Here is a 24,939-nt window from a genome sequence, read left to right on the forward strand (position 1 = left end):
TCTTTAACTCTTTTCTTTATTATTCGACTTATAAATAGAGTTTGCTGCATTGCTAGTTATGATGGCTAATAGTTGTTCTGCCATATAACTTGGACTATATTTGAATCCGTCATTAATCCATTCGATAATCATGCCAAAAATAGCATGCGAATGATAACTTGCAACTAGTTCTCTATTAATTAAATTGTTAGAGTTATGGACAATAAGGTCTTGTAGGGATAGATTCTTTAGCACATCACAAATTTTGCGTTGGAATCCAGTTAGTATATTCGATTGCACTATAAGTGAATAGAAATTTGAGTATTTATGAACATGTTCAAATACTTTGATTCCATTAGATGTAAGTTTACTAATTTCAAATGTTTCCATGTCCTTATATGGTTCGCGATAAGATTCAATTAAATCATTTATGACATCATCAATAATCTCATTCAGAATATCTTCTTTAAACTGATAATGTTTATAAAAAGTTCCGCGATTTACATCTGCTGAGAAGACAAGATCCTTCACAGTGATCTCTTTAAAGTCTTTCTTTTGCATTAATGTAATCATTGCTTCTTTTAAGGCCTTTTTGGATTTAATAATTCTTTTGTCAGTATTTATAGTAGACATTTAACACCTCTAATGTTCAAAAATGAATGTTAATAAACAAAGATTAATACGTTTGTTGGATATTCAACATTTCAAGCCTTTTTTGCTGATTGAAGATAGTAATCTTAATTCATTATACTATATGTAGATTTAAGAAAAGCAACAGATGTTCAATAAAATTGTGAAATCGGTTACAATTCAAATGGAGGTAAATAAAAATGAGACTTCAAAATAAGGTAGCTGTTGTCACTGGCGCAGCTTCAGGTATGGGGAAAGCAATTGCAATTACTTATGGTAAAGAAGGAGCAAAGGTTGTTGTTTCTGACATTAACATTGAGGCAGCTAATCAAACTGTGGAAGAAATAAAATCAACTGGTGGAGAAGCGGTAGCTGTACTGGCTAATGTTGCAAATGAGGAAGATATACAAAATCTAATCGACGTAGCAGTTAATACTTTTGGAACACTAGATATTTTAGTTAATAATGCTGGGATTATGGATAATTTTGAACCTGCCGGTAACATTGAGGATGATAAATGGGAGAGAATCTTTGCAATTAATACAACAAGTGTCATGCGTGCTACTCGTAAAGCATTACCAATATTCCTAGAAAAACAAAAAGGAGTTATTATAAATATAGCTTCAGCAGGTGGATTGCAGGGGGCTCGTGCAGGAGCTGCTTACACTGCATCTAAGCATGCGGTAGTTGGATTTACAAAGAATACAGGATTTATGTATGCACAAGACGGTATTCGTTGTAATGCGATTGCTCCTGGTGGAGTTGAGACAAATATTGGGGCTTCAATGACAAATATAAATGAGTTTGGAATAAGACGTACACAACCAGGAATGGCAGTAAATCCACGAATGGGTAAGGCAGAAGAAATTGCGAATGTTGCCTTATTCCTTGCTACTGATGAATCAAGCTTTGTTAACGGTACAGTAATTACTGCAGATGCAGGTTGGACTGCTTATTGATTTTTGGTTTAAATTCACAAATATAGTATTGAAATGCATCTCAAATTGTTAGGCTAAGTCTAACGATAAGAGGTGCATTTTTTTATTGGAATGGGGTAGGTATAATAAATAAAAAGGATAAATTTACGGCTAGAAATTAGGGGCATATTAGAAAATATGAAACTTGGACTGAGATTAAATAGTCAGATATATTTTCAAAAATATAGTTAATGGAATGGAAACTGTAAAAAATTGTATTTTTTTTGTATAGTAATTGCCATTTTTTCAAACTATATAGGTGATTAAGAAAAATTCATGGAGGCAAATGAAGATGAAGAAACTATACATATTCCTATTTATTTCACTGCTACTTTTGGCAATTATTCCTGGAATGTCACCAATAAAAGCTGCAGCAACTAATATGGAACTTTATTTTGGAGGAAATACGACAAAACAAGCAGTTAACCAGATTCCTAAGTTGACAGATATCGTACAAGTTTCAACAAATCAACTTTTGATTACATACGATCAACAGGTTGACATTAATTCAGCAACAAAACCTTCAAACTATTGGATTCAAAGTATGACAGACCTAAGGCCAACCGGTATCGCAACATTAGGTAAAAGAGGAAAAATAAATTCTCAAAATTCCCTTACAAACGATGAAGTGAAGATCGCAAAAGTACAAGGGGATAATAATTCTTTTTTACTTACATTTAATCAAAATATCCCTTCTAAAAAGAAATATAGAATGATCGTATGTTATGTAACGACACCTGGTGGTGCACCTTATAACGGCGATAACGGAATGGTCGAATTTACAACAAAGTAGAAAAAAATCCCGATATGGGATTTTTTTATTTTGAAACTGGATATACATGTAAGTATTCTTCTAGTGTAAGATTACGTTTTTTGATTTGTTTTGATGTGGAAATACCAACATATCGGATATGCCAAGGTTCATACTTATAGCCAGTTATGGATTCTTTTCCTTTTGGATATCGAATGATAAATCCGTAGTTAGCGCTTTTGGATGCTAACCATTTTGCCTCTTTCGTACTACCAAAGCAGCTTTGTGCAGCACATTTTCCTGTACTACTACTGACATCGATCGATAAGCCTGTTTGATGTTCACTTGAACCAGGGAGTGCACTATATTTTCGGGCATTAGCATAGCCATCTTCTTTTACATACCGATTAAACACAGCTTTTTGTGTCGCATATGACCTATATGCTGAAACACCACTTAAAAAGATCTTATCTTTTTTTGCTCCCGCAAATAATTTTTGCAATGCCAACGCAGCCTCTTTCCTCATTTTTCTCTTTTCAATTTTTTCTTTAAAAATAAATGATACATTAGGATAAACTAAATTTTTAGGTGTGTAATTTTTAGGTAGGAAATATTGTTTGTTTACTAAAACAGAGATTGTTGCTGGTTGAGTTATTGTATGAATCGCTTGATTTTTATTTGATATTTTCATGTTGTTAAGTTTAATTTGCTGATTATTTTCAGTGAGTGAAATGTTTCGGGAGCTTTTATCTTTTTTCTTACTTAATTGTTTTTCAGTATTTTTCTCATTTTGAATAGGGGAGTTATTATTTTTACTAGAACAGGCTGTGAAGTTTAATAGAAAGATCATTACAATGACAAATAAAACTTTTTTCATAAAATTGAGTACCCCTCCAAATTAAACATTATCTTTTAGCGTCTTTTTATTCTTTTCTCGAAGCAAAACTAAAATTCACAAAAATGAATTAAAAAATAAAAAAAATTAGAAATTAGAATTGACTTTAACGTTGCGTAAAGGTGTAAAGTAAAATTGTCAGGAGGTAATCACATGGAATATACGGTTCAAAAGCTTGGCAACTTAGCAGGGATCAGCACTAGAACTCTAAGGTATTATGATGAGATTGGAATTCTTAAGCCGGCAAGAATTAACTCATCAGGCTACCGAATATATGGGCAATCAGAGGTTAATCGATTACAACAAATTTTGTTTTATAGAGAGCTAGGAATTAGTTTAGATCATATTAAAGAAATTGTAACTTCACCTTCATTTAATGGAGCCAAAGCTCTAAGAGAACATCGTGAAAAGCTTCTTGACAAAAGAAAGCAATTAGATTTATTGATTGCAAATGTAGAAAAATCGATTGAATTAACTGAAGGGAGTATAACAATGACAGATCAAGAGAAATTCGAAGGTTTTAAGCAAAAGATGATTGATGAGAACGAGCAAAAATACGGTCAGGAAGCACGTGGGAAATATGGTGACGAAGCTGTAAATAAATCAAATGCAAAAATAAAAAATATGACACAAGAGCAACATGAGGAAGTTACTAGACTTTCCGAGGAATTAACGAATACGTTGGCTGAGGCATTTAAAACAGGAGATCCATCATGTGAACTTGCTCAAAATGCAGCGGATTTGCATAAACAATGGTTATCATATTTTTGGAATGAATATAGTAAAGAAGCGCATGCAGGTTTAGCTCAAATGTATGTTGATGATGAGCGCTTTACAGCTTATTATGATAAAAATCAGCCAGGTACAGCAGAATTTTTAAGAGACGCGATTCACATTTATACTGGTTTAAAAAAATAATTATGATTATAAGGGGTGCACTGTTAGTTAGATCTAATAGTGTGCTCTTTTTTGTGGAAATAAGATTAAGAAATTAATAGTTGGAAATTTAAGTGAAAAAAATTGGGGGGATTTGATATAATTCTTAGTATTATAAAATAATCAATCTAAAATCTAGCTATTTATTTCATAAAAAATTTTGATCGATTTTAAACTATTGCAAAAGGAAATGTATTAAACAAGTAGCTTTGGTTTAGTATTAGGAATCGTCTTAAGTGTTATAATGGAATGGTATATAGTATTTTAAATACTTGTTTAACAGAAATTAATTAAAATAAGGTTTGAAATATTTTAAATTGGGGTTATTTTAGGTACAATAAAGAGAGATATGTTTCTATTAATAAAAATAAGGATGTACATCAATGGGTGAACAATTTATTCCGAGAAAAGAAAGACATAAGAAACGGCTGCTTTTTAGGAAGCACCATGATCACGTAGAACAAGAAAAAATCAAAGGTAGTAATGGTTTTTTTAGTATATTCTACTATTTTTTGTTATTTTTACTTTTCAACCTCGTACAATTTTTTGTGTTTCAAACTTATGATCAACCATTTAATTCACTTGGAAATATAGAAATCATTCGATTAATCTTATCAGCGATTATTTATTTTTTATGTATTTTATGCATACAAGATGTATTTAGAAAATATAAAATCCCTTCTAAGTTTTTACGTATTATGATACCTGTCATTTTATATATTTTATCAATGATAACGATGTATACGATCATTGACATTTACTTTTAAAGTTGTAGAAATAAATATTTAATCCATTAGCATTACTTCTTGAAAAGGAAGTAATGCTTTTTTGTTGAACTAAAATAAGAGCACGTATTTTTCAGACTAAGGGAGGTTCAATTATGATTACTTTACGTTTGATAAACGAAATTGAATTTGACGATTATTTTCATCAAGCTATCAAAGGTTATGCGAAGGAAAAGGTTGCTTCCACTAATTGGACTGAAGAAGAGGCACTTTTAAAAGCAACAAATGAATTTTGTCAGTTGTTACCAAATCGTGAAAAAACAGAAAATCATTATGTTTATAACATCTTCAATGATAATCTAAAAGTCGGTGTAATCTGGTTGGGTTTAGTCTCACCATCGCGAAAAGAGGATGGATATATATATGACTTTATCATTTTTGATGAATTTCAAGGAAAAGGCTACGGAAAAAAGACAATGATTGAAATTGATAAAAAGGCAAAAGAATTAGGGATGAATCGAATTGAATTACACGTGTTTGGACATAACAAAATCGCACGATTGCTTTATGAAAAAATAGGTTATGAAATTACGAATATTATTATGTCAAAAACAATTTGAGATGAAAAATAGAGAGGAAAATAAGTGAGAAATATGTCCGGAATTCAATATAAGCTTCTACAAATAGAAGATATTGATTTAACGTTTTTAAAAAGTTTTAACCGATTTCAGGAAACAACTCAAGTCTGGTTTTTGGAAGATAATCTATTAAAGGTAAGAGAAGACTATTTTATTGATGAATGGAATAATGCGAAAAAAATAGAGGTGATTCAATCACTTCAAAATTGTTTATATTCCGGTGGGGCTGTAGTAGGCGCGTTTTATAAAAGTGAATTAGCTGGTTTCGCGAATGTAGATAATGATTTTTTTGGATCGCAAAAACAATATATTGAATTACCCTTTATTCATGTTTCAAGAGAATACAGGAAAAAAGGTATTGGTAAAGGCCTTTTTATATTATGCTGTGAAATGGCAAAGAAGTTGGGGGCTCAAAAGTTATATATTGCGGCTCACCCATCAATCGAGTCCCAACACTTTTATCGTAAATTAGGATGCATGCCAGCTTTGGAAATAAATGAAAAAATCTTTCAAAAGGAACCTTTAGATATTCAACTAGAATTTAAGTTGTGAAAAGAAAGATTCCAATCTTTGTTCGACTATAATTCAAAGAGTCTCTTATGAATCCATACGGCAGCTTGTGTTCCTTCGCCAATTGCAATTGTTACTTGTTGTGAATGGGCAACGAGATCACCAGCTGCCCACACATTTGTAACATTTGTTTCTTTTGTACGTGGATCAACAATTACGTGTTTATTATTTAATAAGTTTATATCTAATTGTTTAGCAAGTTCATTTTGTACTTTATTACCACCAAATCCGATAAATGCACGATCTGCATAAAGTTTTTCACCATTATTTAAAACGATTCCTTTAAAATTAGAGTCTCCTTCTTTTATTACTTCTTTTATATTTTCCTTTTCATAATGAATCCCATGTTGATTAAGCTTAGTTAATAATTCTTGTTGTAAATCTTCACCATCATGATTAATGTATGCAATATTTTTAGTCCAATAAGTTAATGTAAGTGCCATTTTAGCTCCAACTTCACCTGCTCCAAGGACTAAAACACTTTTATTCAAGATTTCATAGCCGTCACAATCGGGACATACATAGATTGATGCACCTAGGCAATCTACAAGATAATTGATATCAGGAATCCTATCCAACAGCCCTGTGGCTAATAAAATTGTTTTCGTGTTATAGTTCATACCGTTCTGAGTAGAAACATAGAAGTAATGTTTTTCCTTTTTGACACGAATCACTTTATCGTCTGCAAAAGATACATCATAGATTTCAGCGTGTTTTTTTCCAAGTTCTCGTAGTTCATACCCACTCACACTACCTGGCCAACCGAGAATATTACGATACGTTTTACATAAAGTAGATCGTCCATAATTTGAATCAATAACAAGTGTTTGTCGCTTGTATCTACCAAGTTGTATAGAAGCTTGTAACCCTGCAAAACCGCCACCAATTATAACGCATTCATAAAAATTATCCATTTACTATCTCCTAATTACTTCTCATTACGTATTCGTATATGTTCAATTTTTCCAATTTCATTATTTCTAAACGGAAAACTTTGATTCTCAAGCAAGAAAGAATATTTTGGAATTGTTCTTTCAATTGTTATTTTCTGAATATTTAAAGTGTGTTACTATTTGACTATTAAACTAAATAAAGATTACATTTTTTAAAGAAGGAGATAAAATGAGTGCTGATAAAATTGCAATAACAAATTCAAGATCAAGAGGAATTTTTCTAGTATTAACAGCAGCGGTTTTATGGGGCATATCAGGTACTGTTGCGCAGTTTTTATTTCAACAAAATGGATTTAGTCCTGAATGGCTTGTAGTCATTCGATTATTATTTTCGGGTATTATTTTACTAAGTTTTGCTAGTTTTAAAGAAAAAAGAAATATTATTGATATTTGGAAATCTAAGAAAGATGCATATAGTATTCTTTTATTTAGCATTTTAGGAATGCTATCCGTTCAATATACTTATTTTGCTGCAATTAAAAGTTCAAATGCAGCAACAGCAACAATTTTACAATATTTAGCTCCAGTAATCATTACATGCTATTTAGCGATGCGTCATAAACAATTCCCAAATTATAAAGAAGTCGTTGCAGTTATTCTGGCTCTAATTGGTACAGTTCTATTAGTTACACATGGGAATATCGGTCGTTTATCAATCACAGGTTTGGCATTATTTTGGGGACTTAGCTCAGCATTAGCACTAGCATTTTACACAATACAACCTCAATATCTTTTAAAGAAATGGGGATCAACAATTGTAGTAGGGTGGGGTATGCTGATTGGGGGGCTTGTATTTAGCTTTGTAAATCCACCATGGGATTTTCAAGGACAATGGTCAGTAAGTTCATATTTTGCCGTGGTTTTTATCGTCATTTTTGGAACATTGATTGCTTTTTATTGTTATTTAGAAAGCTTAAAATATATTAATGCATCAGAAACAAGTTTACTTGCATGTGTTGAACCATTATCGGCGGCCATTTTATCTGTTATTTGGCTAAATGTTAATTTTGGACTGGTAGATTGGATGGGAACTGTCTGCATAATTAGTACAATTATCATTTTGTCATTTGTAAAACAAAAAGGGGAATCTTAAAGTTTAATCGAGAAATTGAAAATTTGTTAAAAGAAGGAAGTTCTTGAAACAATATTGAAGTTTACGTTATAAATTGTCTGTCACAAAAGAGCATAAAAAGACAGGATGACTGAAGATACATATTGATAGGATGTAATTAAGGGAGTGAAGCATGTGGCTTGGGTTGAATCATTACAAAAAGCTATAGATTATATAGAAGAAAATTTATTTGAAGAATTATTAATCGAAGAGATTGCTAAACAAGCAAATTCGTCAGCTTTTCATTTTCAGCGGACATTCTCAATCCTTACAAATATTAATGTTGCTGAATATATAAGACGAAGACGTTTGACTTTAGCTGCAAAAGAATTAACAACAACAGATAGTAAAATAATCGATTTAGCCTTCAAGTATGGATATGACACTCCCGAAGCTTTTGCAAAAGCATTTAGAAGGCAGCATGGCGTTACACCAAGTGAAGCAAGAAAGTATATAGGAAAACTAAATTCATATAACCGCCTTGTTATACAGGTGAGTTTGAAGGGAGCAGAACCAGTGCAATTTAATATTGTAGAAAAAGGAAGTTTTCAAGTAATAGGTGTTAAAAAGGAGTTCTCATGTGCAAATGATGAGCAACAACAAAATATTCCTAAAATGTGGGATGAAGTGAATGCAAATGGAACGAGCGATCGTTTATATGAATTAAACAATGGTCAAATAAAAGGTGTATTAGGTGTTTGTACAATGAATGAAGAGCAGAAATCTAAAAGCTTACTAGAATACTGGGTAGCTACAGAACATGAGGGAGATTCTCCAGAAGGGTTTGAAAAATTAGAGATTCCTGCATCGAAATGGGCAATTTTTGGAATCACTGGTCCAATGCCTCACGCAATGCAAAAAGCATGGAGGCAAATCTTCACGGAATGGTTTCCATCAAGTGGCTATGAACATGCTGGTATTCCGGAGTTTGAAGTATATCCAGAAGGAGATCCTTTCGGTGAAAAATATTACACTGAAATTTGGATTCCAGTAAAGTAAAATACAAATATAAATAAAAATCGTGCAGCTAAAAGTTTTCGTTTTTAGGTTGCACGATTTTTATTATTAATTGCGACTTACATTCTTTATTGATTTTTATAAATTAATTCTATTTTATTTGCTAAAAAAGGCTGGATTAAAGGATAGGTTAAATTTCCAGGTGTAGAATTAAAGAAATTAATTTCACCAATTTCTGAATTTGGTAAATCGCCAATCTTAAATACATCAGCATAAAATAATTGACCAAATGTTTCTGATTTACCGTCATGTACAGAGTAAATACAGACAGGTGAAATGTTGAAATCCTCAGCACCAGTTTCTTCTATTAGTTCTCGATTTGCTGAATGAACAATAGATTCGTTCTCTTCTCGATGACCTCCAGGAATTTCCCATGTAGTTCTTTCTTTATGTTTTACGAAAATCCATTTCCCTTGATATCTAGCCATGATTACAGCAAATTTTAGTAGATAATCTTCTATCGTATTTAATTGATAAAAATGAACTTTAACCATTTTACTACCTCTAATTTTTAAAAATCAAGCTTTCATATTAGCCTCTTAAAGCCTCTAAAACTATTTGAGCGTCATATCCTTCTGAAAAATCAATGATTGTCGCTTCGTCACCTTTAATTGCTTTCACTAGATTATCAATTAGTGAATCAGCAAGTGTACTATCCGATTCAATACGTTGAATCGGTTCACCTAGTTTTCCACCTTCGAGTTCGGCCCAGTTAAGTAAAGATAGGGTACCTTCTGAACCATATGCTGTAAATTTGATTTCTTCTTGTCCGGCAATTTGGCTTAATCCATCAATTAAAATTGGTGTTCCATCTTCTAATTGTAAATGTGCAAGAATGCCAATCTCGGATGCTTTCGGGTCTTTTGGAAATTGAATATTTTTATGGATGACTTTCACAGCACCAAATATCTTTTGGATTTGTTGAATATAATGTACGCCAACTTCAAGAACGTAGCCACCTTGTTCTTTTGAAGCAACCCAGTCGTTTTGTTGCCAAGCTCTAGGCCACATTGGAAAATGCATCTTTAATTCTATTCTTCGTAACTCCCCGACATAACCTTCATGAATTAGAGCAGCAAATGATTTGCTACCTTGGTTATAGTTTAAAGGAAAGTTCATCGCATGAAGTATTCCTTTATTCTTCGCTTGATTGTATAGGCTTAGTGCTTCTTGAGTCGAATTTGCTAAAGGCTTTTCACATAAAACATTTATGCCTTTTTCGATTACATCTGAAACAACTGCATGATGGTATTTTGGAGGTACTGTAACGTAAACCAAGTCAAGATCAGTTTTTTCAAGTAACTCTTTATGACTTGTGTAAGTTAAAACATTTTCTAAAGTTTTACTGGTTTCATGAACCCGTTCTTCTAACGTATCACAAATGGCAACGATTTTTATTTCGGGATGTTTCAAGAATAATGGGATTAAGCGCTGTCCAATAGCTCCAAGACCAATAATGCCAACTTTTATCATATATGACTATCACCTTTCAAAAAAAGAATATTAAATTAATTATAGTAAGAAAAATCAAGTTATTAAAGATAAAGTTACTTTTTTGTGTAAGTAGATAGTAAGCTAGTAGTAAAAAAGACTTAGCGTAGGTTAATAAATTTTTTCGAAAAAATCATTAAAAAAATATTACTTTTGACTGCTGAAAACAAAGGTATCATTGAGATTTAAAGAGAATAGAATTAATGAACAATAAAATAGGGAGGTAAATGAATGGAGAAAAAACCATTATATTATGATGGAAGTGGACATGATTTGAAATTTATTCCAGTACTAAAGTCACAGCAATCAATAGAGATAAAGGATGAGCAACGTAAAAATTTAGGTGCCAATCCATATGTAATTGACTGGAATCTTGTTAAAAAGCTATAAAGTGATTGATAATATTATAAAGTTAATTAAAAAAAGAGGTATCTCACCTCTTTTTTAAAATTTAGCAATTGCCATCAATATCACAGCTTAATGCTGATTCTTCAGTACTTTTTTGGTTATTTAACGCTTGAACAAATGCTTCTTTACTTTGAACACCTTGTAATACTGTATCACCAATAATGAACGTAGGTACCGCATTAATAAAATTAGGATTTTGCATAGTTGCATCTTTTGATGAGTTTGAAATTGCTTCAATAAATTTAGTGCGATTTAATCCAATGTTCTCTGCGATATCTGCAAGGACATCGTCACTTCCAATTTCTTTTCCTGCTTTCCAAAAACCTGCTAATACAGTTTGTGCATATTCATTACCTTTTCCATTCTCTTCTGCGAATAAGAAGCCACGGTGTGCTTTCAATGTAGAAGGGTGTGGATCCATAGTTGGTAAGATCATCTCAACGCCTAGTTTTTGGGCAAGTGGTTGAACACCAAATTTCCAACCTTGTTGTATATATGAACTATTTGGGCTAAGCGGCTCTGAACCTTCAGGTCTTAATTGAAATGGTTTCCATTCAACTTCAACATTATTAACTTGTTTTAAAGCTTCTTCAAGTGGTTGTTTTCCTAAATAACAAAAAGGACAAACATAATCTGAATAAATCGTAACCTTCATTTTTTATTACCTCCTAAATCAATTATTAAAAGTAAAACATAATAATAATCTAATCTCAATTTTTAAGCTCAAATAAAAAGAAATAGAGAGGGCATAAACTCTATTTCTTTTCATTCTTATTTAAATTTATGGAAGTTTCATCTGTATTTTCAATCGTAGCTTCCTTCATTTTCTCATTTTTTTCAGTGAAGCTATCTAAAAACGTTCTTCTCCTTAAAAGCAATACGAATAACAATAAAAATCCGCATATTGAAGTGAAAATCATTCCTGTAAGGATTCCGCCAATATACATAAAGGTATCCATAAATGAACTAAATAAAGTCCATATGAAGATCGAAACGATGCCATCAGCCAATACTAGAATGAGTGATATGACTAAATAAGGAAGAAATTGTCCGGTTTCTGTCGTCTTATCGGAAACATATCGATAGCCCACTGGAACTGATAAAAAGATTATAAGACAGTAGAATAGTAAAACGAAGTCATGAATTGTCATAGTATAACACCTAACCTTTTTTGTTGGTACTATACTATATGCACTTTGTTCAACATATTGGACAAGAGTTTTATAATTAATTATTTATTTAACTATTTTTACTTTTTTCTTTGATGCCTCTTTTTTAGGTTTAATAGGTGAAAAATTATCAAACTCTTCTTTCGTTTTTGGTACTTCAATTTTGCCTGATTTTATATTTTCTTCATATAATTTTACTTGTTCCTTCGTATCCTTATTTAAGTTTTTATCTTGTTTCGAGAGTCCAACCCCATTTTCTTTTATACCAAATCTTAATATTCTACCACCTTGGAAATTTCCATTTAATGTTTTTGTAATCACTTCATCTACACCTTTATCTATTCTCTTAATCGCTGATGTTAGTGTTACATTTTCGGGTAGACCCTCCTTAAATTGGTCTCGATCTACACCAATTACCCAAACATTTTTTCCGCTCTTTTTTAACTTTTTTGCTTCAGTAAATACACCTAATCCAGTTTTGCCTGCGACCTGGAAAATGATATCAACTCCATCGTTATATAAAGAAGATGCTAATTTGCTTCCTTCATCAGGTTTATCAAAGCTATTCGTATACTTTGTAAAAACTTTGATTTTCGGATCAACAGACAAAACTCCAGCTTTAAATCCATATTCAAATCTTTTTATAAAATTACTTTTAGTCCCTCCAACGAATCCGATTTTCATTGATTTTGTGTTCATTGCAGCAGCAATACCTGCTAAAAATGCTGATTGCTCTTCACGATATGTGATACTTACAACATTAGGTCTTTCTACAATTCCATCAATTATGATAAAATCAGATTTTTTTTTCTTGCTAGCTATTTTTGATATGGCATCTTGAAAAGAATAGCCAACTCCAAAAATTAAATTATATTTTTCATTTGAAAACTTCTCTAATTGTTTTTCAAATTCTTTATCAGAACTTGGATTTTCTTTGGTGTAATTTTTATTTTCCTTCCATTTATATTTTTTTCCTGTTTTCTGAACGCCTTCCCACACTGCTTGGTTAAATCCCTTGTCATTTACTTCTGTTTTACTCATGACGAACCCTAATTTAAAATCCTTCACTTTGGCTTTTTCATCCATTGTATTAATATTATTATTTCGATTACTACAGCTAGCTAATGTAATTGAAGCTAGTAAAGTAATCGAAACCATTTGGAAAAACCGTTTTCCCATTGATTTCCTCCGTTTAATAATAATTTCGTAAAGATCTCTATTGTGTAAATTTCCCAATCTGACCATTATTCATTCTTAAAGTGTTGGCAATTTCATCTACAAATGATACTGTAACAAGTAGAAAAGATATAAATGGAGGCATTATCGTGAAGCTTGTATTTTTAGGAACGGGAGCAGGAATGCCATCAAAAGGTAGAAATGTAACTAGCATTGCATTACAACTTTTAGAGGAAAGAGGCACTACTTGGTTGTTTGACTGTGGTGAAGCAACTCAGCATCAAATTTTACATACAACGATTCGACCAAGACGAATAGAGAAAATCTTTATTACTCATTGTCATGGGGATCATATATTTGGATTACCAGGATTATTAAGTAGCCGTACCTTTTTGGGTGGAGAAGATTTACTAACGATATATGGACCAAAAGGAATTAAAGAATATGTTGAAACAAGTTTTCGAATTAGTGGTACTTATTTAAAATATCCGATTAAGTTTGTAGAGATTAGTGAAGGGACTATCTTTGAGGATGACAAATTTATTGTGCATGCGATTGAACTTGAGCATGGGATTCAGTCATTTGGCTTTCAACTAATCGAGAAGGATTTACCTGGTGAATTAAATGTAGCGGAATTGAAAAAAAAAGGGATCGAACCAGGACCAATTTATAAATTTTTAAAAGAGGGTAAAACAGTTACGCATCATGATGGACATGTTATAAATGGCATTGATTTTATTGGAAAGTCAAAAAAAGGTCGTCGTATTGCGATTGCCGGTGATACACGTTTAACTGAAAAAAGCAATTTGCTTGCCAAAGGTATGGACGTGCTAGTTCATGAATCAACGTTTGCAGAAGAGGAAGCAAAACATGCATATGATTATTTTCATACAACTAGTTCACAAATAGCCGAAGTAGCTAGAAATGAAAATATTACTACACTGTTTTTAACTCATATTAGTGCTAGGTATCAAGGCGAATCATCCATTAAGTTACTAAATGAAGCACGAGCAATTTTTGAAAATACATATATTGCGAATGATTTTGATGAGTTTGAAATAAAGAGAAAAGATTAACAATACATACCTATGCAGTATAAAAGAAATCATTAGTGACATGATATAAGTATTATGCGCAAAAGGTAGGTCGGAGCTTTGAAACTGTTTAAAGTTATCCTTTTAATTTATGTCATTTTACAGTTTAATTTTAATTCGTTGTGTTTTAAAAATGTAAATGCAGAAAGTAAAAATCGTTATTATTATGAAAAACAAGGTACTGCTATTTGGGAGGTACCAGTAAAAGAAAAAGTTGTCGCGATCACGTTTGATGACGGACCAAATGATATTTATACACCTCAAGTATTAGACTTATTAAAAAAATACAATGCCAAAGCTACGTTTTTTTTAGTAGGGGAGAGAGTAAACAAATATCCCGAAGTTGCATTAAGAGAAATAAATGAGGGGCATGAAGTGGCTAATCATACATATAGCCATGCTAGACTTCAATATTTATCCGATGAACAAATCAAGTCTCAGCTTGATAAAACTCATGAAGCAATCATAGCTGCAACGCATGTTGAACCCGTATTATTTAGACCACCATTTGGTTTTTATAACGAACGTTCAATAAATGCAGTTCATGAATTGGGGTATCTTACGGTTATGTGGTCTTGGCATCAAGATACATTTGATTGGCAAAACCCTGGTGTGTATAAAATCGTTTCAAATGTTTTAAAAGATACTAGAAAAGGTGATATCGTATTATTTCATGATCATGGTGGTGACCGATCACAAACCATTAATGCACTTAAACAAATATTGCCTGCATTACAGAAACAAGGGTATCAATTCGTTACCGTGTCACAACTTTTACAATTAAAGGCGGGAGTAAAACTTCCTAGTTTCTAAAGAATAAGCCAGTTTGTTGGGATTTCTCTCAATAAACTGGTTTTTTCCTTGTTAAAAGTTCTGTTATTTTAAATCGTTTTGTCAAAGATGTAGATTACTATATTGATCTGCTAGAGAATATTCGAGACTCCTGCGGAAGTACAGGCTACAAAAAATCCTCATGGAGATCGAGTGAGATGGCTTGGAGGTTCGTCCGCGGATAAGGAGTGGAGTATGATGCGTTTTAACAATTAAGAACAAGGCTCTTTTTTAAAGAATTGTTGCTTTTAGGTATTGTTACTTTCAAGACAGAAGTTGATTGGAACGGAAGAGTGTTCGACTCCTGTGGGAAATGCGGGAAGGCTGAAACCCCACAGGAGCGGATGCGACGAGGAGGCTCAGCTCACGCCCCACGGAAAGCGAGCATTCTGGAGTGGAAATCATCTTACTATATGAAAACAGCCTAGAAAAATAAAGCTTAGGAAATTCAATCATTTTTAGTTATCTACTACTTAAGGCTGATATAAAACCATTCCTCAGGCCATTATTCATACGCGAAAACTTGTATAAGATAAGAGTATAAGTTGAAAGGAGGCGAACGAGGTCATGAAAAAGTTTTTAACTTTTATCCTCGTACTAATTTTAATTGGTGTTGCATTAGCGAATTTAGGTGGCCTGATTACGTTAGCACTTGGTTTAATTATTACGTATTACAGTTTTAAAAAGTTTATGAAAACAGAATCAATCATTAAAAAAATAATCTGGACAGTTCTTGGATTAATTGGATTGTCGATTGCTATTAGCGGTCTACCATCTTTAATAGGAGTAGCAGCTGCTATCCTGCTATATTACCTTTACAAAGATTATAAAAATCAAATGAAACATAAAGACGATGAATTTAATATTTATGATGAAAATTTCAACCCTATAAAATAAGAGGAGTGTTAGAAAATGAAAAACTTATTTACTAGAATTAAAAATCAAATTTCAGCAGATTTACACGGATTATTAGATGAGAAAGAACAACAAAATCCAATTTCACAATTAAATTACTTTATTAAGCAGTCAGAAAGTGAACTAAGTAAAGTTAGAGCTTTACTAGAAAGACATTATTCATTACGAACAAAATTCCAAGTTGAGCGTGAAAGTGCAATTCAAATGATGATCAAACGTGAAGAGCAATTAAAAGTTGCTACTGAGGCTGGATCGGAAGAGTTAATTAAACGTGCAAGTGATGATGTGAATTTCTATAAAGAGCAAGCAGAAAAATTTGCAACATTAATTACTAAAACAGAAGATGAAGTCAATTTTATGCACGAACAAGTTAATCAAATTGAAAAAAAGTTAAAGGAGCTTCATACAAAAAAGTATGATTTAATGTCTCGTCAAAATATGGCGCATGCGACAAAAAAAATAAATGAAACACATCATTTACTAAATAGTAAAATGCCATCGATTGATTTTAACTATTTCGAAAAACAAATTAGAGACTTAGAACTACGTGTTCGCTCAGAATTTGACCTTCAATCATTTGACTACAAAATTGAACAATTAAAAAAAGATCTTCAAAATGGGTTTAAAAAAGAGGCTTAATAAATAGGAAAAAGAGAAGAAATAATTATTTTCTTCTCTTTTTTTATTCCAGAAAATAAAAGAGGATCGTATTCTGCGTTATCTAATCTTTCGTATAATGGGGCAGAGCTAATTGCGCGTTCAAGTATCATTTTAGGCGCGTATTTAAAACCATCAATGATGTCAATCACGATTGGGTTGGTTGTTATGATTGGAATTATATTCGTGTATACGGGTTTGTTTGCAAAATCTTTAAAGATAAACAGGTTCGTCACTGAAAAGACAAATCTAGAACTAAATGAGTAAGAAATAACGATTCAATTGGAATGATAAAGAGAGTTGGGAAATATAGATAGGATGTTTGATCATTCGCCGGATTAATGGAGACTGTTAATTGAAAAATTTTTATGTAATTGAAGTCAAGAAGTTAGAGGTACAATAAAGGATTTGGCGAATAAGTACATTGTGGGGAAGTATATTTAATACTGGTTTTTAGAGGTGTTAAAGGACAAGAATATTTTTATGTAAACAAAGAACTGTAGTAAAATAAATGTTGAAAGTAGGTAGTTATGTGAGAATTAAAGGAAATATCGTTAAAAAGCATGAAGTGGTACATTGTATGGTAACAACTGAAGCACAGTTTGCTTGGGATTTGTTAAAGAAAACGAAGTATCGTTGTATTCCTGTTCTAAGTGAAAATGGTAAAGAATATGTAGGGAATTTGTATAGAGTTCATTTAGCAGAATATCTAGTAGACAATGAAACTTTACAAGGGAAAACGGTAGAAGATTTTGTACGTAAAGAATGCGAACCGATTTCTGAAGATGCACCATTCTTTAAAGTCTTCTTCACGATTAAGAGATTCCCATATTTAGCAGTTATAAACGACATGAATGAGTTTGTTGGAATATTAACTCATAAAACAGTATTCGAACTTTTAGAGGAAGCTTGGGGTCTAAAAGATGGCGGTTACTCATTAACTGTTAGTACAATGGAACACGAAGGAGCTTTATCTAGATTAGCTAAAATAGTAAATAAATATGCAAATGTAAAAAGTTGTATCACATTAGATAGTGATTCTGTTTATAGAAGAATCCTAATTACAATCCCACCTACAATCAGTGAAGACGATTATAAGAAATTAAAAGATAATATTATTAAAAAAGAGTTTCATATTATTCATGAAGAAGTGTCTTTAAAACATTAATACTATTGGAAGAGCGAGGTATAGAATTTACCTTGCTTTTTATTTTTTCTCTGAGTCCATTTTTAACAAAAGTAATGTTGAAACGGCTTTAGTTAAATGTGCTGGTTTATTAGTCGGTTCAACAAATGAATTGCCTACAACATAACTGATCGTAATAAATCCAATTAAAACAATTAACGTTATTATTAAAGTAATTGTGATGAGAATTCGTTTAATGCTTTCTCGTAAAACTTCATTGTTAGTAAATTTCATAATTAAACTCTCCTCCTTAAGACGACACAGTTAACTGTATCATTGTATTACCTAAAGAGAAGAGTCATGACAAGCTATTTTAATTTTATTATTTTTTCATATTCTTCTTGTATTTCTCTAGAACGAACAGTAGCTTCGATAAAACAATTTAAAAATGAGTTTGCTACTTCACGGTCTTCAAGTATAGAAATACCTGCCTGTGTAGTACCATTTGGACTTGTAACTTTTTTTCTTAATGTAAGTGGTGATTTATTTGTTTCTTGTAGCATTGAAATCGAACCAATTAATGTTTGTTGAATAAATGGTTTTGCGATATCACGATGGATACCAAGAGCCATAGCTGCTCTTTCAAATTGTTCAATTACATAATAAATATAAGCAGGTCCACTTCCAAAAAGTCCAGTCATTGCATGTAATTCATCTTCTTCAACTTTTGCGACAATACCAACTCTTTCGAACAATCTTTTTGCAGTTTGAGATTTTTCAAATGGAATGTTATCGTGATATGCTAATGCAGTAGCCGATTTTCGTACTAAAGATGATGTAGTCGGCATCGCCCTAATCACATTAATATTTTCGTTTTCAAATAACTCTTTGATCGTGTCGATTGTAACTCCAGCAACTAATGAAATGATTAATTGCTTCTCATTAACTAAATCTCTACATTGTTCAATTGCAACTGCGACATCTTTTGGTTTCATTGCTAGAAATACAACACTTGCACCAGTGATTGCCAATTGTCGATTGGAAGTTGCTAATACACCATATTTGGTATGTAAAACGTCTAAACGATCAAGGTCCTCTTTATTGGTAATGGCTATTTGATCACTCTCAATATACCCACTATCAATTAATCCGGCAATTAATGATTCTGCTATACTACCTGCGCCTATAAATGCAACTTTGCCAAGAAACATTACATTTCACCTCACCTATATTGTAATAGATATTTATATTAGAGAAATGAACGGTATATTCCTTGTTGACTTTCTAGTTTTATTTATTTTATTGTATAAAGATTGCATCATTTTAAACGAATGTTATGTAAAATGATATTACTAACAAATTAGTAAACAACTTTGTTTGTATTTTTAGAAATGTATATTAGAATAAACTTTAAGAAGATTCAGATAAGGAGGACTCAGAATGATTCCTACAAATAAAATTCACAGCATTACACTACCAGTTCCATATGCAATGAAAACTGTTAATGTTTTTTTAGTCGAAGGTGACTTGTTGACATTAATTGATACTGGAACAAATACAACTGATACACTAGATGCCTTAAAGAGTAATTTAAAAAACATAGGCTATAATTTAGAGGATATCGAACAAGTAATCTTAACTCACCATCATCCAGATCATTCAGGATTATTAGAAGTTTTTAAAGATGATGTATTAATTTTAGGGCATGAAAGAAATATTCCATTCCTTACCCAAGAGAAACCTTTTTTAGATTTCTATAATGAATTTTTTATCGAAAATGCAATAAAGTTTGGTGTGCCTACTAAATTTGTAGAAAAAATGCCGCGAACGGCAAAAAAAATTCCATTTTCTTGTAGCAGATCATTAACTCATGTAATAGATGAGGGTGATAGTTTAGAGAGTCTATTTAATGTAAAGGTTCTTCATACACCGGGTCATGCCACTTCTCATATTGCTTTATTAAGTGAATCAGATGGAATTGCATTTGGTGGAGACTTGTTGCTGGATAAAGTTTCTTCTAACCCTATTTTAGAACCACCTTTGAATGGAGAAATAGAACGTCCAAAACCTCTAATACAATATAATCAATCACTACAAAGAATAGCAGAACTTTCAATTTCAAAATTATACACGGGCCATGGTGAACCAGTTACAGATGTGAAAGGTTTAGTGGAAATCAGATTAGAGAAGCAAAAAGCTAGATCTGAAAAAGTATTTGAAATGATTAAACAAAAGCCACTAACTGCATTTGAAGTATGCCAATTACTTTTTCCAAAGATTTATGAAGTACAGCTTTCACTTACTATATCAGAAACAATTGGACAGCTTGACTACTTAGAAAATTTAGGATTTATTCGATTAAATGAACGAAATGATGGTATACTTGAGTATAAAACGAATGAACATTCAGTCAGTAATTGAGGTGGAAATGTTTGAGGTTAAGTAATCAAACGATAGTAATAACAGGATCGTCTAGTGGTTTAGGGAAGGAGTTAGCTTTAGCTGCTGCAAAAGAGGGTGCAAATATTGCACTAATTGCAAGGAGAGAATTGGAGCTAAAAGAACTTAAAACGACTATTGAAGAAATGTATCCTGTTAAATGTCATTATTTTGTTGTTGATGTGACAGATGAAAATTCAGTTTATGAGGCATTTCATCAAATAGAAGAACAATTTGATGGTATTGATGTGCTTATTAATAATGCTGGTTATGGTCTTTTTCAAACTGTTGAACAAATGTCACTTCAAGAAATGAAACAAATGTTTGAAGTGAATGTTTTTGGAGTCATGAGTTGTTCGAAACTTGCAATTCCTTCAATGAAGCTAAAAGGTAAAGGACATATCATTAATGTGGCTTCTCTAGCTGGGAAAGTAGCAACTTCAAAGGCTGCAGCATACGCTGGTTCAAAGCATGCAGTTCTAGGATTCAGTAACGCATTACGACAAGAAGTTGAAAAAGATGGAATTTTCATTACCAACGTAAATCCTGGACCGATGGATACCCCATTTTTTGAGATTGCGGATGAAACTGGAACTTATGCAAAATCTGTACGAAAAATGATGCTTGATCCTGAAAAAGTGGCTATGAAAGTTATTTCGCTAATTGGTCAAAATATTCATGAAATCGACTTACCTTCATGGATGGGTATAGGTGCGAAATTCTATTCAATCTTTCCAAAAATTAGTCACCGTATAATGATGAAGTTTGGTAATAAAAAGTAAATAGGAATTTCTAATCCATAAGAGAGCTTGAAGACAATTGTCCTCAAGCTCTTATTTTTTGAAAATACTCGTCAGCGAAAATGAATTAAGGTACGAATCGCATCTTTTTAGAGTAATAGAGTATGTAAAGGTAATGAAATAAAGTTTTATTTGCAAGAAAATTTAAATTTTTAGAGACTTGGCATATTAAAATATGATTAAATAAAGATATTGTAAGAATTATGAATGATAAAATGAAAAATTTCTCGAAATCATTTTGATTAAGAGTACATCTGGGGGTATTTGTCATTAAATTTTATTTAATATTTTTTACATCACTTATTATTACTAGTTTTATACTAGCTTTCTTTAAAGTAGATTCAAGTATACTAGATGTGGTTATTATCATTTCATTAATAACAGTAGTAGGTCGAACTTATTTTCCACTTTTTATTTCAGTTAATGTCAGTAAAATTGAGAAATTTCTATTGAAAAACAAGCAAAATCCTCTATACTTTTTTGTCTATTCAACAGCAAATAACTTAAATTCAGAGGCTGAAGAGTCATATATTAAAATCTTAATCAAATATAAAAATAGCAGTAGGCAAGCAATCTATAAAACAGCTTATGCAATTTATAAAAAGGATACATTTGGCGCGAATGCAAATGTACATTTAATTAAACAAAAAGAATATAGGCAATACTATCAAGCATTAATTGCGATACTTGAAGGGGATATGAGTAAAGCTCGTTTAGTTGCTGATAAAATAAATTCTATTTGGATGAGAGAAACAATATTAGCAGAAACATATGAAAAAGAAGGAGATATTGATAAAGCAACTGAATATGCAATTTCAGCTCTAGTAAAAACTAGAGGAGTACAAAGATATTCTTTGTATAAAAATTTCGAACATCTTATCGAACGAATTGATGTAGGGAACGAATTATACGTAAAAGTTTTTCGTAAAAACAGTCACGTTAGTTAACGTGACTAAAGAGTGTTGAAATATAATTTAATCAATTAATCCAAGCATATTACTTTGAAGTGACTTCAAAAAGCTAGATAGGTTATTTCGGGAGGCGGCTTTTAGGGCATGAGTTCAGTATTGTTATTGTACTGTACTCATGCCTTTTAGTTTTGCCGTAATTCTTTAATTGCAGATCCCTTGTTTTACTAAATTTTATTATTTTAAAAGTATTAATTTTGTGATGATAATTATTTTATTAAAAGTTTAAAATCTAGAAAGTTCACGGTGTAAAGAAGTTCTAACATATTGTAGATAAATAGATTTATCATTTTTATCTACTACTGTTATTAGAATAATATAGTAAAAACTTAGTTAAATGTTTCACAATATGGACACAGACAAAACGTATGTTTTTCTGTTAAATTATGTTAGAACTAGTAAAATTATCCTTTAATATTAATTTGAATTTTTATTCTAACTTTTTATTACTCGCGTATTCAGTTGTGAAAAAAGGCCATAAAATTAGACTTTTCTTAGTGAAAACTGATCTAACATTTTACAATTCTTCAAGATCGATAAAAGAAATAAAAGGAGAAAATAAATTCGTTCAGGTAAGGTATGAAAGATGAAATTTCATATAACGAGCATTTTTCTTTTAAAGGAGGAGGAGTAATTTGAAAAAAACAAAACCAAATAATATAAAAAACCCAAAGTTAACACGTATTTTTTTTAATGTAATCTTCTCTGCTATAGTATTTTTTTCAACCTATTTATTACCTCTACAAATAATAGCAGAATCGAACCTAAATGATACAAAAGCTAGATCAGTAGGAAATTGCAAAGTTGGACAAGAATTAGTTGAGTCTGTCACAAAAATTCAAAATGGAAATAATGTTACTTTCACAAATACAGCGTTTGCAGGAACTTTACAGAATGCTGTATTTAACGGGATGAATCAGTTTCAAGGAGTTGGCACAGGATGGATTCCGTTTCCAGGTGAAAATCATCGTTTAATACATGCTGATGGCAGAATATTTCAGTTCCTAATTTTTGATAAAATTAAAATATATACAACTACTGTAGCGGCTGCAGTTAAAGTGGAGACTGTTAAAGATGCAGTTTACGAAGTATTATTGCCATATGAGTATGAAATTGGCTATGCCAAAGGTGATGAATATCAATCTTTTATATATGAATTGTTTAATTCTAATATAGAATCATTAAAAAGTGGTTCAGTGCCACTTACCTTTAATATGCAATCTGGTACAGTTAACTATACATTTATAGGTACAGGAACAACAGTTGGACTAGCTTTTGGACTTAATTCCTCTAGCATACTTTATAATAATAATGATCAAAGATATCTTACTATACTCGATCTAAGTGTAAAAATGAAGCAACGAATTCAACAAGTTTTTCCTGATTTAAATCTAGCAAAAGCGGTAGCAACTAAACTAGGAAAGCATGTTACGGATTTTGTAACAAAGCTAGAATTGGACTCTATTAAGGACTTAGAAGCACCAAATAAATCCATACAAAATTTAAGTGGAATGGAATGTTTAATTAATATTCAAGACATAAATTTTTCATCTAATCAAATTAGTGATTTGAGTCCATTATCAGGTTTAACCAAATTAAATGTATTAAATCTGAGTAATAATCTTGTTAGTAATTTAAACCCATTGTCAGTAATAAAAAGTTTAAAAGAATTATATTTAAATTCAAATCAAATTAGTGATATTAGCGAATTACCAGGATTAACACAATTAACTACATTATCTTTGAATTTTAATCAAATCAGAGATGTGAGTCCTTTATCATGGTTAACAAACTTAACTGAATTATTTCTAGAATCCAATCAAATTAGAGATGTAGATTCATTATCAGGATTAACGAAATTAACAAATTTAAATTTGTCTGTGAATCAAATTAGTGATGTAAGTAGTTTGAAAGGATTAATAAATATTCGTACGATCAATCTTGCAAATCAATCAATTCAATTAAGTCAAGGAACAATTGGAGTTCCAACTTCATTTTCTCTTTTAAATCCGAATATGAGCGTTCCACCAGTTATTTGGTCAGATGGAACAGGTACTTATGAAAATGGGCAACTAATTTGGAGTACAACTGGAGTAAATAAATTTACATGGAATAATTATGTAACGATTGGAAATTCAGGTTCTGATTTTTATGGGCAAGTTACACAGTATAATCTAGGTTTTTTGCATTTTAAAAAAATACCAGATTCAATCATTTTTCCAACATCAACTATTTCATCAACGGAAAAAATAATTCATCGAGATGATTCCAATTGGGAAATGTCTGTTTTTGACGACCTTCCAGGTAGGAATTGGCATATAACAGCATCGATTAATACCCCGTTAACATCTACGAGTAATTCATCGCATAAATTGTTAAACGCACTTGTTTATATTGATGATGCAGGAAATACAACACCATTAAGTACAACACCATTAAAAGTATTTGAATATACAACAGGTGAAGATTCAATTACTCCTATTCATTGGGATCGTGAAAAAGGGATACTTTTGAAAACAAATCCTGCTGAAGTTTACATTGAATCGTATCAAACTATGATTACTTGGACATTGTGTAATACACCTTAAAGTCACGTTAATTAACGTGACTTTTTTGTTTTTTGCAAAGAGTTAGATTGCTTAAGATTGTATTGTTTTCATTACCTTATCCTACTATTAGCCCG

General features: G+C 31.5%; 28 protein-coding genes. 18 read left to right on the top strand and 10 right to left on the bottom strand.

What is annotated here, in order from left to right; translation table 11 throughout:
- Positions 1–3: 3 nt before the first annotated feature.
- Positions 4–612 carry a TetR/AcrR family transcriptional regulator gene (locus B7R65_RS15235; protein WP_088043649.1) on the bottom strand — a complete coding sequence of 203 codons (609 nt, stop codon included), beginning with the start codon at positions 610–612 and terminating at the stop codon, positions 4–6.
- Between the two features lie 197 nt (positions 613–809).
- Here B7R65_RS15235 and B7R65_RS15240 point away from each other — a divergent pair, with 197 nt between their 5' ends.
- Together B7R65_RS15240 and B7R65_RS15245 are read left to right on the top strand one after the other, a co-directional pair.
- Positions 810–1,568 carry an SDR family oxidoreductase gene (locus tag B7R65_RS15240; RefSeq protein WP_088043650.1) on the top strand — a complete coding sequence of 253 codons (759 nt, stop codon included), beginning with the start codon at positions 810–812 and terminating at the stop codon, positions 1,566–1,568.
- A gap of 310 nt (positions 1,569–1,878) precedes the next feature.
- Positions 1,879–2,379, top strand: coding sequence for a hypothetical protein (locus tag B7R65_RS15245; protein WP_088043651.1), 501 nt, complete (start codon positions 1,879–1,881; stop codon positions 2,377–2,379).
- Positions 2,380–2,404: 25 nt separating this feature from the next.
- Here B7R65_RS15245 and B7R65_RS15250 read toward each other — a convergent pair whose 3' ends face one another.
- Positions 2,405–3,214: a M15 family metallopeptidase gene (locus B7R65_RS15250; protein WP_088043652.1), complete on the bottom strand. Its 810-nt coding sequence runs from the start codon at positions 3,212–3,214 to the stop codon at positions 2,405–2,407.
- Positions 3,215–3,385: 171 nt separating this feature from the next.
- On the opposite strand from B7R65_RS15250, the gene B7R65_RS15255 reads away from it, so the two are divergent.
- From B7R65_RS15255 to B7R65_RS15270, 4 genes are all read left to right on the top strand, one after another.
- On the top strand, positions 3,386–4,150 hold the full coding sequence (locus B7R65_RS15255) for a MerR family transcriptional regulator (protein WP_088043653.1): 765 nt from the start codon (positions 3,386–3,388) through the stop codon (positions 4,148–4,150).
- A 401-nt stretch (positions 4,151–4,551) separates the two neighbouring features.
- The gene (locus tag B7R65_RS15260; protein WP_088043654.1) at positions 4,552–4,935 is read left to right on the top strand and encodes a hypothetical protein; all 384 of its coding nucleotides are present in this window, start codon (positions 4,552–4,554) and stop codon (positions 4,933–4,935) included.
- A gap of 113 nt (positions 4,936–5,048) precedes the next feature.
- Complete coding sequence (locus tag B7R65_RS15265) at positions 5,049–5,513, top strand: GNAT family N-acetyltransferase (protein WP_088043655.1); 465 nt, start codon at positions 5,049–5,051, stop codon at positions 5,511–5,513.
- A gap of 33 nt (positions 5,514–5,546) precedes the next feature.
- The gene (locus B7R65_RS15270; protein WP_256941358.1) at positions 5,547–6,083 is read left to right on the top strand and encodes a GNAT family N-acetyltransferase; all 537 of its coding nucleotides are present in this window, start codon (positions 5,547–5,549) and stop codon (positions 6,081–6,083) included.
- A 26-nt stretch (positions 6,084–6,109) separates the two neighbouring features.
- On the opposite strand, the gene B7R65_RS15275 is transcribed toward B7R65_RS15270, so the two are convergent.
- Entirely contained in the window at positions 6,110–7,015 is a 906-nt protein-coding gene (locus B7R65_RS15275) for an NAD(P)/FAD-dependent oxidoreductase (RefSeq protein WP_088043657.1), read from the bottom strand.
- Positions 7,016–7,223: 208 nt separating this feature from the next.
- On the opposite strand from B7R65_RS15275, the gene B7R65_RS15280 reads away from it, so the two are divergent.
- Positions 7,224–8,147: a DMT family transporter gene (locus B7R65_RS15280; RefSeq protein WP_088043658.1), complete on the top strand. Its 924-nt coding sequence runs from the start codon at positions 7,224–7,226 to the stop codon at positions 8,145–8,147.
- A 153-nt stretch (positions 8,148–8,300) separates the two neighbouring features.
- Positions 8,301–9,164 (top strand): AraC family transcriptional regulator, encoded by an 864-nt coding sequence (locus B7R65_RS15285; protein WP_088043659.1) that lies wholly within the window; start codon positions 8,301–8,303, stop codon positions 9,162–9,164.
- Positions 9,165–9,250: 86 nt separating this feature from the next.
- On the opposite strand, the gene B7R65_RS15290 is transcribed toward B7R65_RS15285, so the two are convergent.
- Both B7R65_RS15290 and B7R65_RS15295 read right to left on the bottom strand, forming a co-directional pair.
- Positions 9,251–9,676, bottom strand: a complete 426-nt coding sequence (locus tag B7R65_RS15290; protein ID WP_088043660.1) for an NUDIX hydrolase — start codon at positions 9,674–9,676, stop codon at positions 9,251–9,253.
- Between the two features lie 37 nt (positions 9,677–9,713).
- Positions 9,714–10,655 (bottom strand): Gfo/Idh/MocA family protein, encoded by a 942-nt coding sequence (locus tag B7R65_RS15295; RefSeq protein ID WP_088043661.1) that lies wholly within the window; start codon positions 10,653–10,655, stop codon positions 9,714–9,716.
- 249 nt (positions 10,656–10,904) lie between these two features.
- Between B7R65_RS15295 and B7R65_RS21385 the strand changes: the two genes are divergently transcribed.
- On the top strand, positions 10,905–11,063 hold the full coding sequence (locus B7R65_RS21385) for a hypothetical protein (RefSeq protein ID WP_179194893.1): 159 nt from the start codon (positions 10,905–10,907) through the stop codon (positions 11,061–11,063).
- Positions 11,064–11,124: 61 nt separating this feature from the next.
- On the opposite strand, the gene B7R65_RS15300 is transcribed toward B7R65_RS21385, so the two are convergent.
- The 3 genes from B7R65_RS15300 to B7R65_RS15310 all read right to left on the bottom strand — a co-directional run bounded on the left by B7R65_RS15300 (position 11,125) and on the right by B7R65_RS15310 (position 13,429).
- Positions 11,125–11,736 carry a DsbA family oxidoreductase gene (locus B7R65_RS15300; protein WP_088043662.1) on the bottom strand — a complete coding sequence of 204 codons (612 nt, stop codon included), beginning with the start codon at positions 11,734–11,736 and terminating at the stop codon, positions 11,125–11,127.
- 100 nt (positions 11,737–11,836) lie between these two features.
- Positions 11,837–12,232, bottom strand: coding sequence for a hypothetical protein (locus tag B7R65_RS15305; protein WP_088043663.1), 396 nt, complete (start codon positions 12,230–12,232; stop codon positions 11,837–11,839).
- Between the two features lie 84 nt (positions 12,233–12,316).
- Positions 12,317–13,429, bottom strand: a complete 1,113-nt coding sequence (locus B7R65_RS15310; protein ID WP_179194894.1) for a BMP family lipoprotein — start codon at positions 13,427–13,429, stop codon at positions 12,317–12,319.
- Positions 13,430–13,575: 146 nt separating this feature from the next.
- On the opposite strand from B7R65_RS15310, the gene rnz reads away from it, so the two are divergent.
- The 5 genes from rnz to cbpA all read left to right on the top strand — a co-directional run bounded on the left by rnz (position 13,576) and on the right by cbpA (position 18,091).
- Positions 13,576–14,502: a ribonuclease Z gene (rnz, locus tag B7R65_RS15315; RefSeq protein ID WP_088043666.1), complete on the top strand. Its 927-nt coding sequence runs from the start codon at positions 13,576–13,578 to the stop codon at positions 14,500–14,502.
- 78 nt (positions 14,503–14,580) lie between these two features.
- The gene (locus B7R65_RS15320) at positions 14,581–15,333 is read left to right on the top strand and encodes a polysaccharide deacetylase family protein (protein WP_088043668.1); all 753 of its coding nucleotides are present in this window, start codon (positions 14,581–14,583) and stop codon (positions 15,331–15,333) included.
- A 585-nt stretch (positions 15,334–15,918) separates the two neighbouring features.
- Positions 15,919–16,248 carry a lmo0954 family membrane protein gene (locus B7R65_RS15330; RefSeq protein WP_088043671.1) on the top strand — a complete coding sequence of 110 codons (330 nt, stop codon included), beginning with the start codon at positions 15,919–15,921 and terminating at the stop codon, positions 16,246–16,248.
- A gap of 15 nt (positions 16,249–16,263) precedes the next feature.
- Entirely contained in the window at positions 16,264–16,905 is a 642-nt protein-coding gene (locus B7R65_RS15335; protein ID WP_088043673.1) for a PspA/IM30 family protein, read from the top strand.
- 550 nt (positions 16,906–17,455) lie between these two features.
- Positions 17,456–18,091, top strand: a complete 636-nt coding sequence (gene cbpA, locus B7R65_RS15340) for a cyclic di-AMP binding protein CbpA (protein ID WP_088043674.1) — start codon at positions 17,456–17,458, stop codon at positions 18,089–18,091.
- A 39-nt stretch (positions 18,092–18,130) separates the two neighbouring features.
- On the opposite strand, the gene B7R65_RS15345 is transcribed toward cbpA, so the two are convergent.
- The gene (locus B7R65_RS15345) at positions 18,131–18,343 is read right to left on the bottom strand and encodes a hypothetical protein (protein WP_088043675.1); all 213 of its coding nucleotides are present in this window, start codon (positions 18,341–18,343) and stop codon (positions 18,131–18,133) included.
- A gap of 74 nt (positions 18,344–18,417) precedes the next feature.
- The gene (proC, locus tag B7R65_RS15350) at positions 18,418–19,260 is read right to left on the bottom strand and encodes a pyrroline-5-carboxylate reductase (RefSeq protein WP_088043677.1); all 843 of its coding nucleotides are present in this window, start codon (positions 19,258–19,260) and stop codon (positions 18,418–18,420) included.
- Between the two features lie 229 nt (positions 19,261–19,489).
- On the opposite strand from proC, the gene B7R65_RS15355 reads away from it, so the two are divergent.
- The 4 genes from B7R65_RS15355 to B7R65_RS15370 all read left to right on the top strand — a co-directional run bounded on the left by B7R65_RS15355 (position 19,490) and on the right by B7R65_RS15370 (position 24,844).
- The gene (locus B7R65_RS15355) at positions 19,490–20,470 is read left to right on the top strand and encodes an MBL fold metallo-hydrolase (RefSeq protein WP_088043678.1); all 981 of its coding nucleotides are present in this window, start codon (positions 19,490–19,492) and stop codon (positions 20,468–20,470) included.
- 11 nt (positions 20,471–20,481) lie between these two features.
- Positions 20,482–21,270, top strand: a complete 789-nt coding sequence (locus B7R65_RS15360; RefSeq protein WP_088043679.1) for an SDR family NAD(P)-dependent oxidoreductase — start codon at positions 20,482–20,484, stop codon at positions 21,268–21,270.
- 374 nt (positions 21,271–21,644) lie between these two features.
- Entirely contained in the window at positions 21,645–22,235 is a 591-nt protein-coding gene (locus B7R65_RS15365; RefSeq protein ID WP_088043681.1) for a hypothetical protein, read from the top strand.
- Between the two features lie 656 nt (positions 22,236–22,891).
- On the top strand, positions 22,892–24,844 hold the full coding sequence (locus B7R65_RS15370) for a leucine-rich repeat domain-containing protein (RefSeq protein ID WP_088043682.1): 1,953 nt from the start codon (positions 22,892–22,894) through the stop codon (positions 24,842–24,844).
- Positions 24,845–24,939 lie beyond the last annotated feature (95 nt).

This window comes from Bacillus sp. EAC (genome assembly GCF_002156875.1).
Taxonomy (GTDB): Bacteria; Bacillota; Bacilli; order Bacillales; family Bacillaceae_G; genus Gottfriedia.

What these genes read in the sequence shown, in the direction of transcription:
- B7R65_RS15235 (WP_088043649.1), bottom strand. Translation starts at nt 612, where the DNA reads ATGTCTACTATAAATACTGACAAAAGAATTATTAAATCCAAAAAGGCC.
- B7R65_RS15240 (WP_088043650.1), top strand. Translation starts at nt 810, where the DNA reads ATGAGACTTCAAAATAAGGTAGCTGTTGTCACTGGCGCAGCTTCAGGT.
- B7R65_RS15245 (WP_088043651.1), top strand. Translation starts at nt 1,879, where the DNA reads ATGAAGAAACTATACATATTCCTATTTATTTCACTGCTACTTTTGGCA.
- B7R65_RS15250 (WP_088043652.1), bottom strand. Translation starts at nt 3,214, where the DNA reads ATGAAAAAAGTTTTATTTGTCATTGTAATGATCTTTCTATTAAACTTC.
- B7R65_RS15255 (WP_088043653.1), top strand. Translation starts at nt 3,386, where the DNA reads ATGGAATATACGGTTCAAAAGCTTGGCAACTTAGCAGGGATCAGCACT.
- B7R65_RS15260 (WP_088043654.1), top strand. Translation starts at nt 4,552, where the DNA reads ATGGGTGAACAATTTATTCCGAGAAAAGAAAGACATAAGAAACGGCTG.
- B7R65_RS15265 (WP_088043655.1), top strand. Translation starts at nt 5,049, where the DNA reads ATGATTACTTTACGTTTGATAAACGAAATTGAATTTGACGATTATTTT.
- B7R65_RS15270 (WP_256941358.1), top strand. Translation starts at nt 5,547, where the DNA reads ATGTCCGGAATTCAATATAAGCTTCTACAAATAGAAGATATTGATTTA.
- B7R65_RS15275 (WP_088043657.1), bottom strand. Translation starts at nt 7,015, where the DNA reads ATGGATAATTTTTATGAATGCGTTATAATTGGTGGCGGTTTTGCAGGG.
- B7R65_RS15280 (WP_088043658.1), top strand. Translation starts at nt 7,224, where the DNA reads ATGAGTGCTGATAAAATTGCAATAACAAATTCAAGATCAAGAGGAATT.
- B7R65_RS15290 (WP_088043660.1), bottom strand. Translation starts at nt 9,676, where the DNA reads ATGGTTAAAGTTCATTTTTATCAATTAAATACGATAGAAGATTATCTA.
- B7R65_RS15295 (WP_088043661.1), bottom strand. Translation starts at nt 10,655, where the DNA reads ATGATAAAAGTTGGCATTATTGGTCTTGGAGCTATTGGACAGCGCTTA.
- B7R65_RS21385 (WP_179194893.1), top strand. Translation starts at nt 10,905, where the DNA reads ATGGAGAAAAAACCATTATATTATGATGGAAGTGGACATGATTTGAAA.
- B7R65_RS15300 (WP_088043662.1), bottom strand. Translation starts at nt 11,736, where the DNA reads ATGAAGGTTACGATTTATTCAGATTATGTTTGTCCTTTTTGTTATTTA.
- B7R65_RS15305 (WP_088043663.1), bottom strand. Translation starts at nt 12,232, where the DNA reads ATGACAATTCATGACTTCGTTTTACTATTCTACTGTCTTATAATCTTT.
- B7R65_RS15310 (WP_179194894.1), bottom strand. Translation starts at nt 13,429, where the DNA reads ATGGGAAAACGGTTTTTCCAAATGGTTTCGATTACTTTACTAGCTTCA.
- B7R65_RS15330 (WP_088043671.1), top strand. Translation starts at nt 15,919, where the DNA reads ATGAAAAAGTTTTTAACTTTTATCCTCGTACTAATTTTAATTGGTGTT.
- B7R65_RS15335 (WP_088043673.1), top strand. Translation starts at nt 16,264, where the DNA reads ATGAAAAACTTATTTACTAGAATTAAAAATCAAATTTCAGCAGATTTA.
- B7R65_RS15345 (WP_088043675.1), bottom strand. Translation starts at nt 18,343, where the DNA reads ATGAAATTTACTAACAATGAAGTTTTACGAGAAAGCATTAAACGAATT.
- proC (WP_088043677.1), bottom strand. Translation starts at nt 19,260, where the DNA reads ATGTTTCTTGGCAAAGTTGCATTTATAGGCGCAGGTAGTATAGCAGAA.
- B7R65_RS15355 (WP_088043678.1), top strand. Translation starts at nt 19,490, where the DNA reads ATGATTCCTACAAATAAAATTCACAGCATTACACTACCAGTTCCATAT.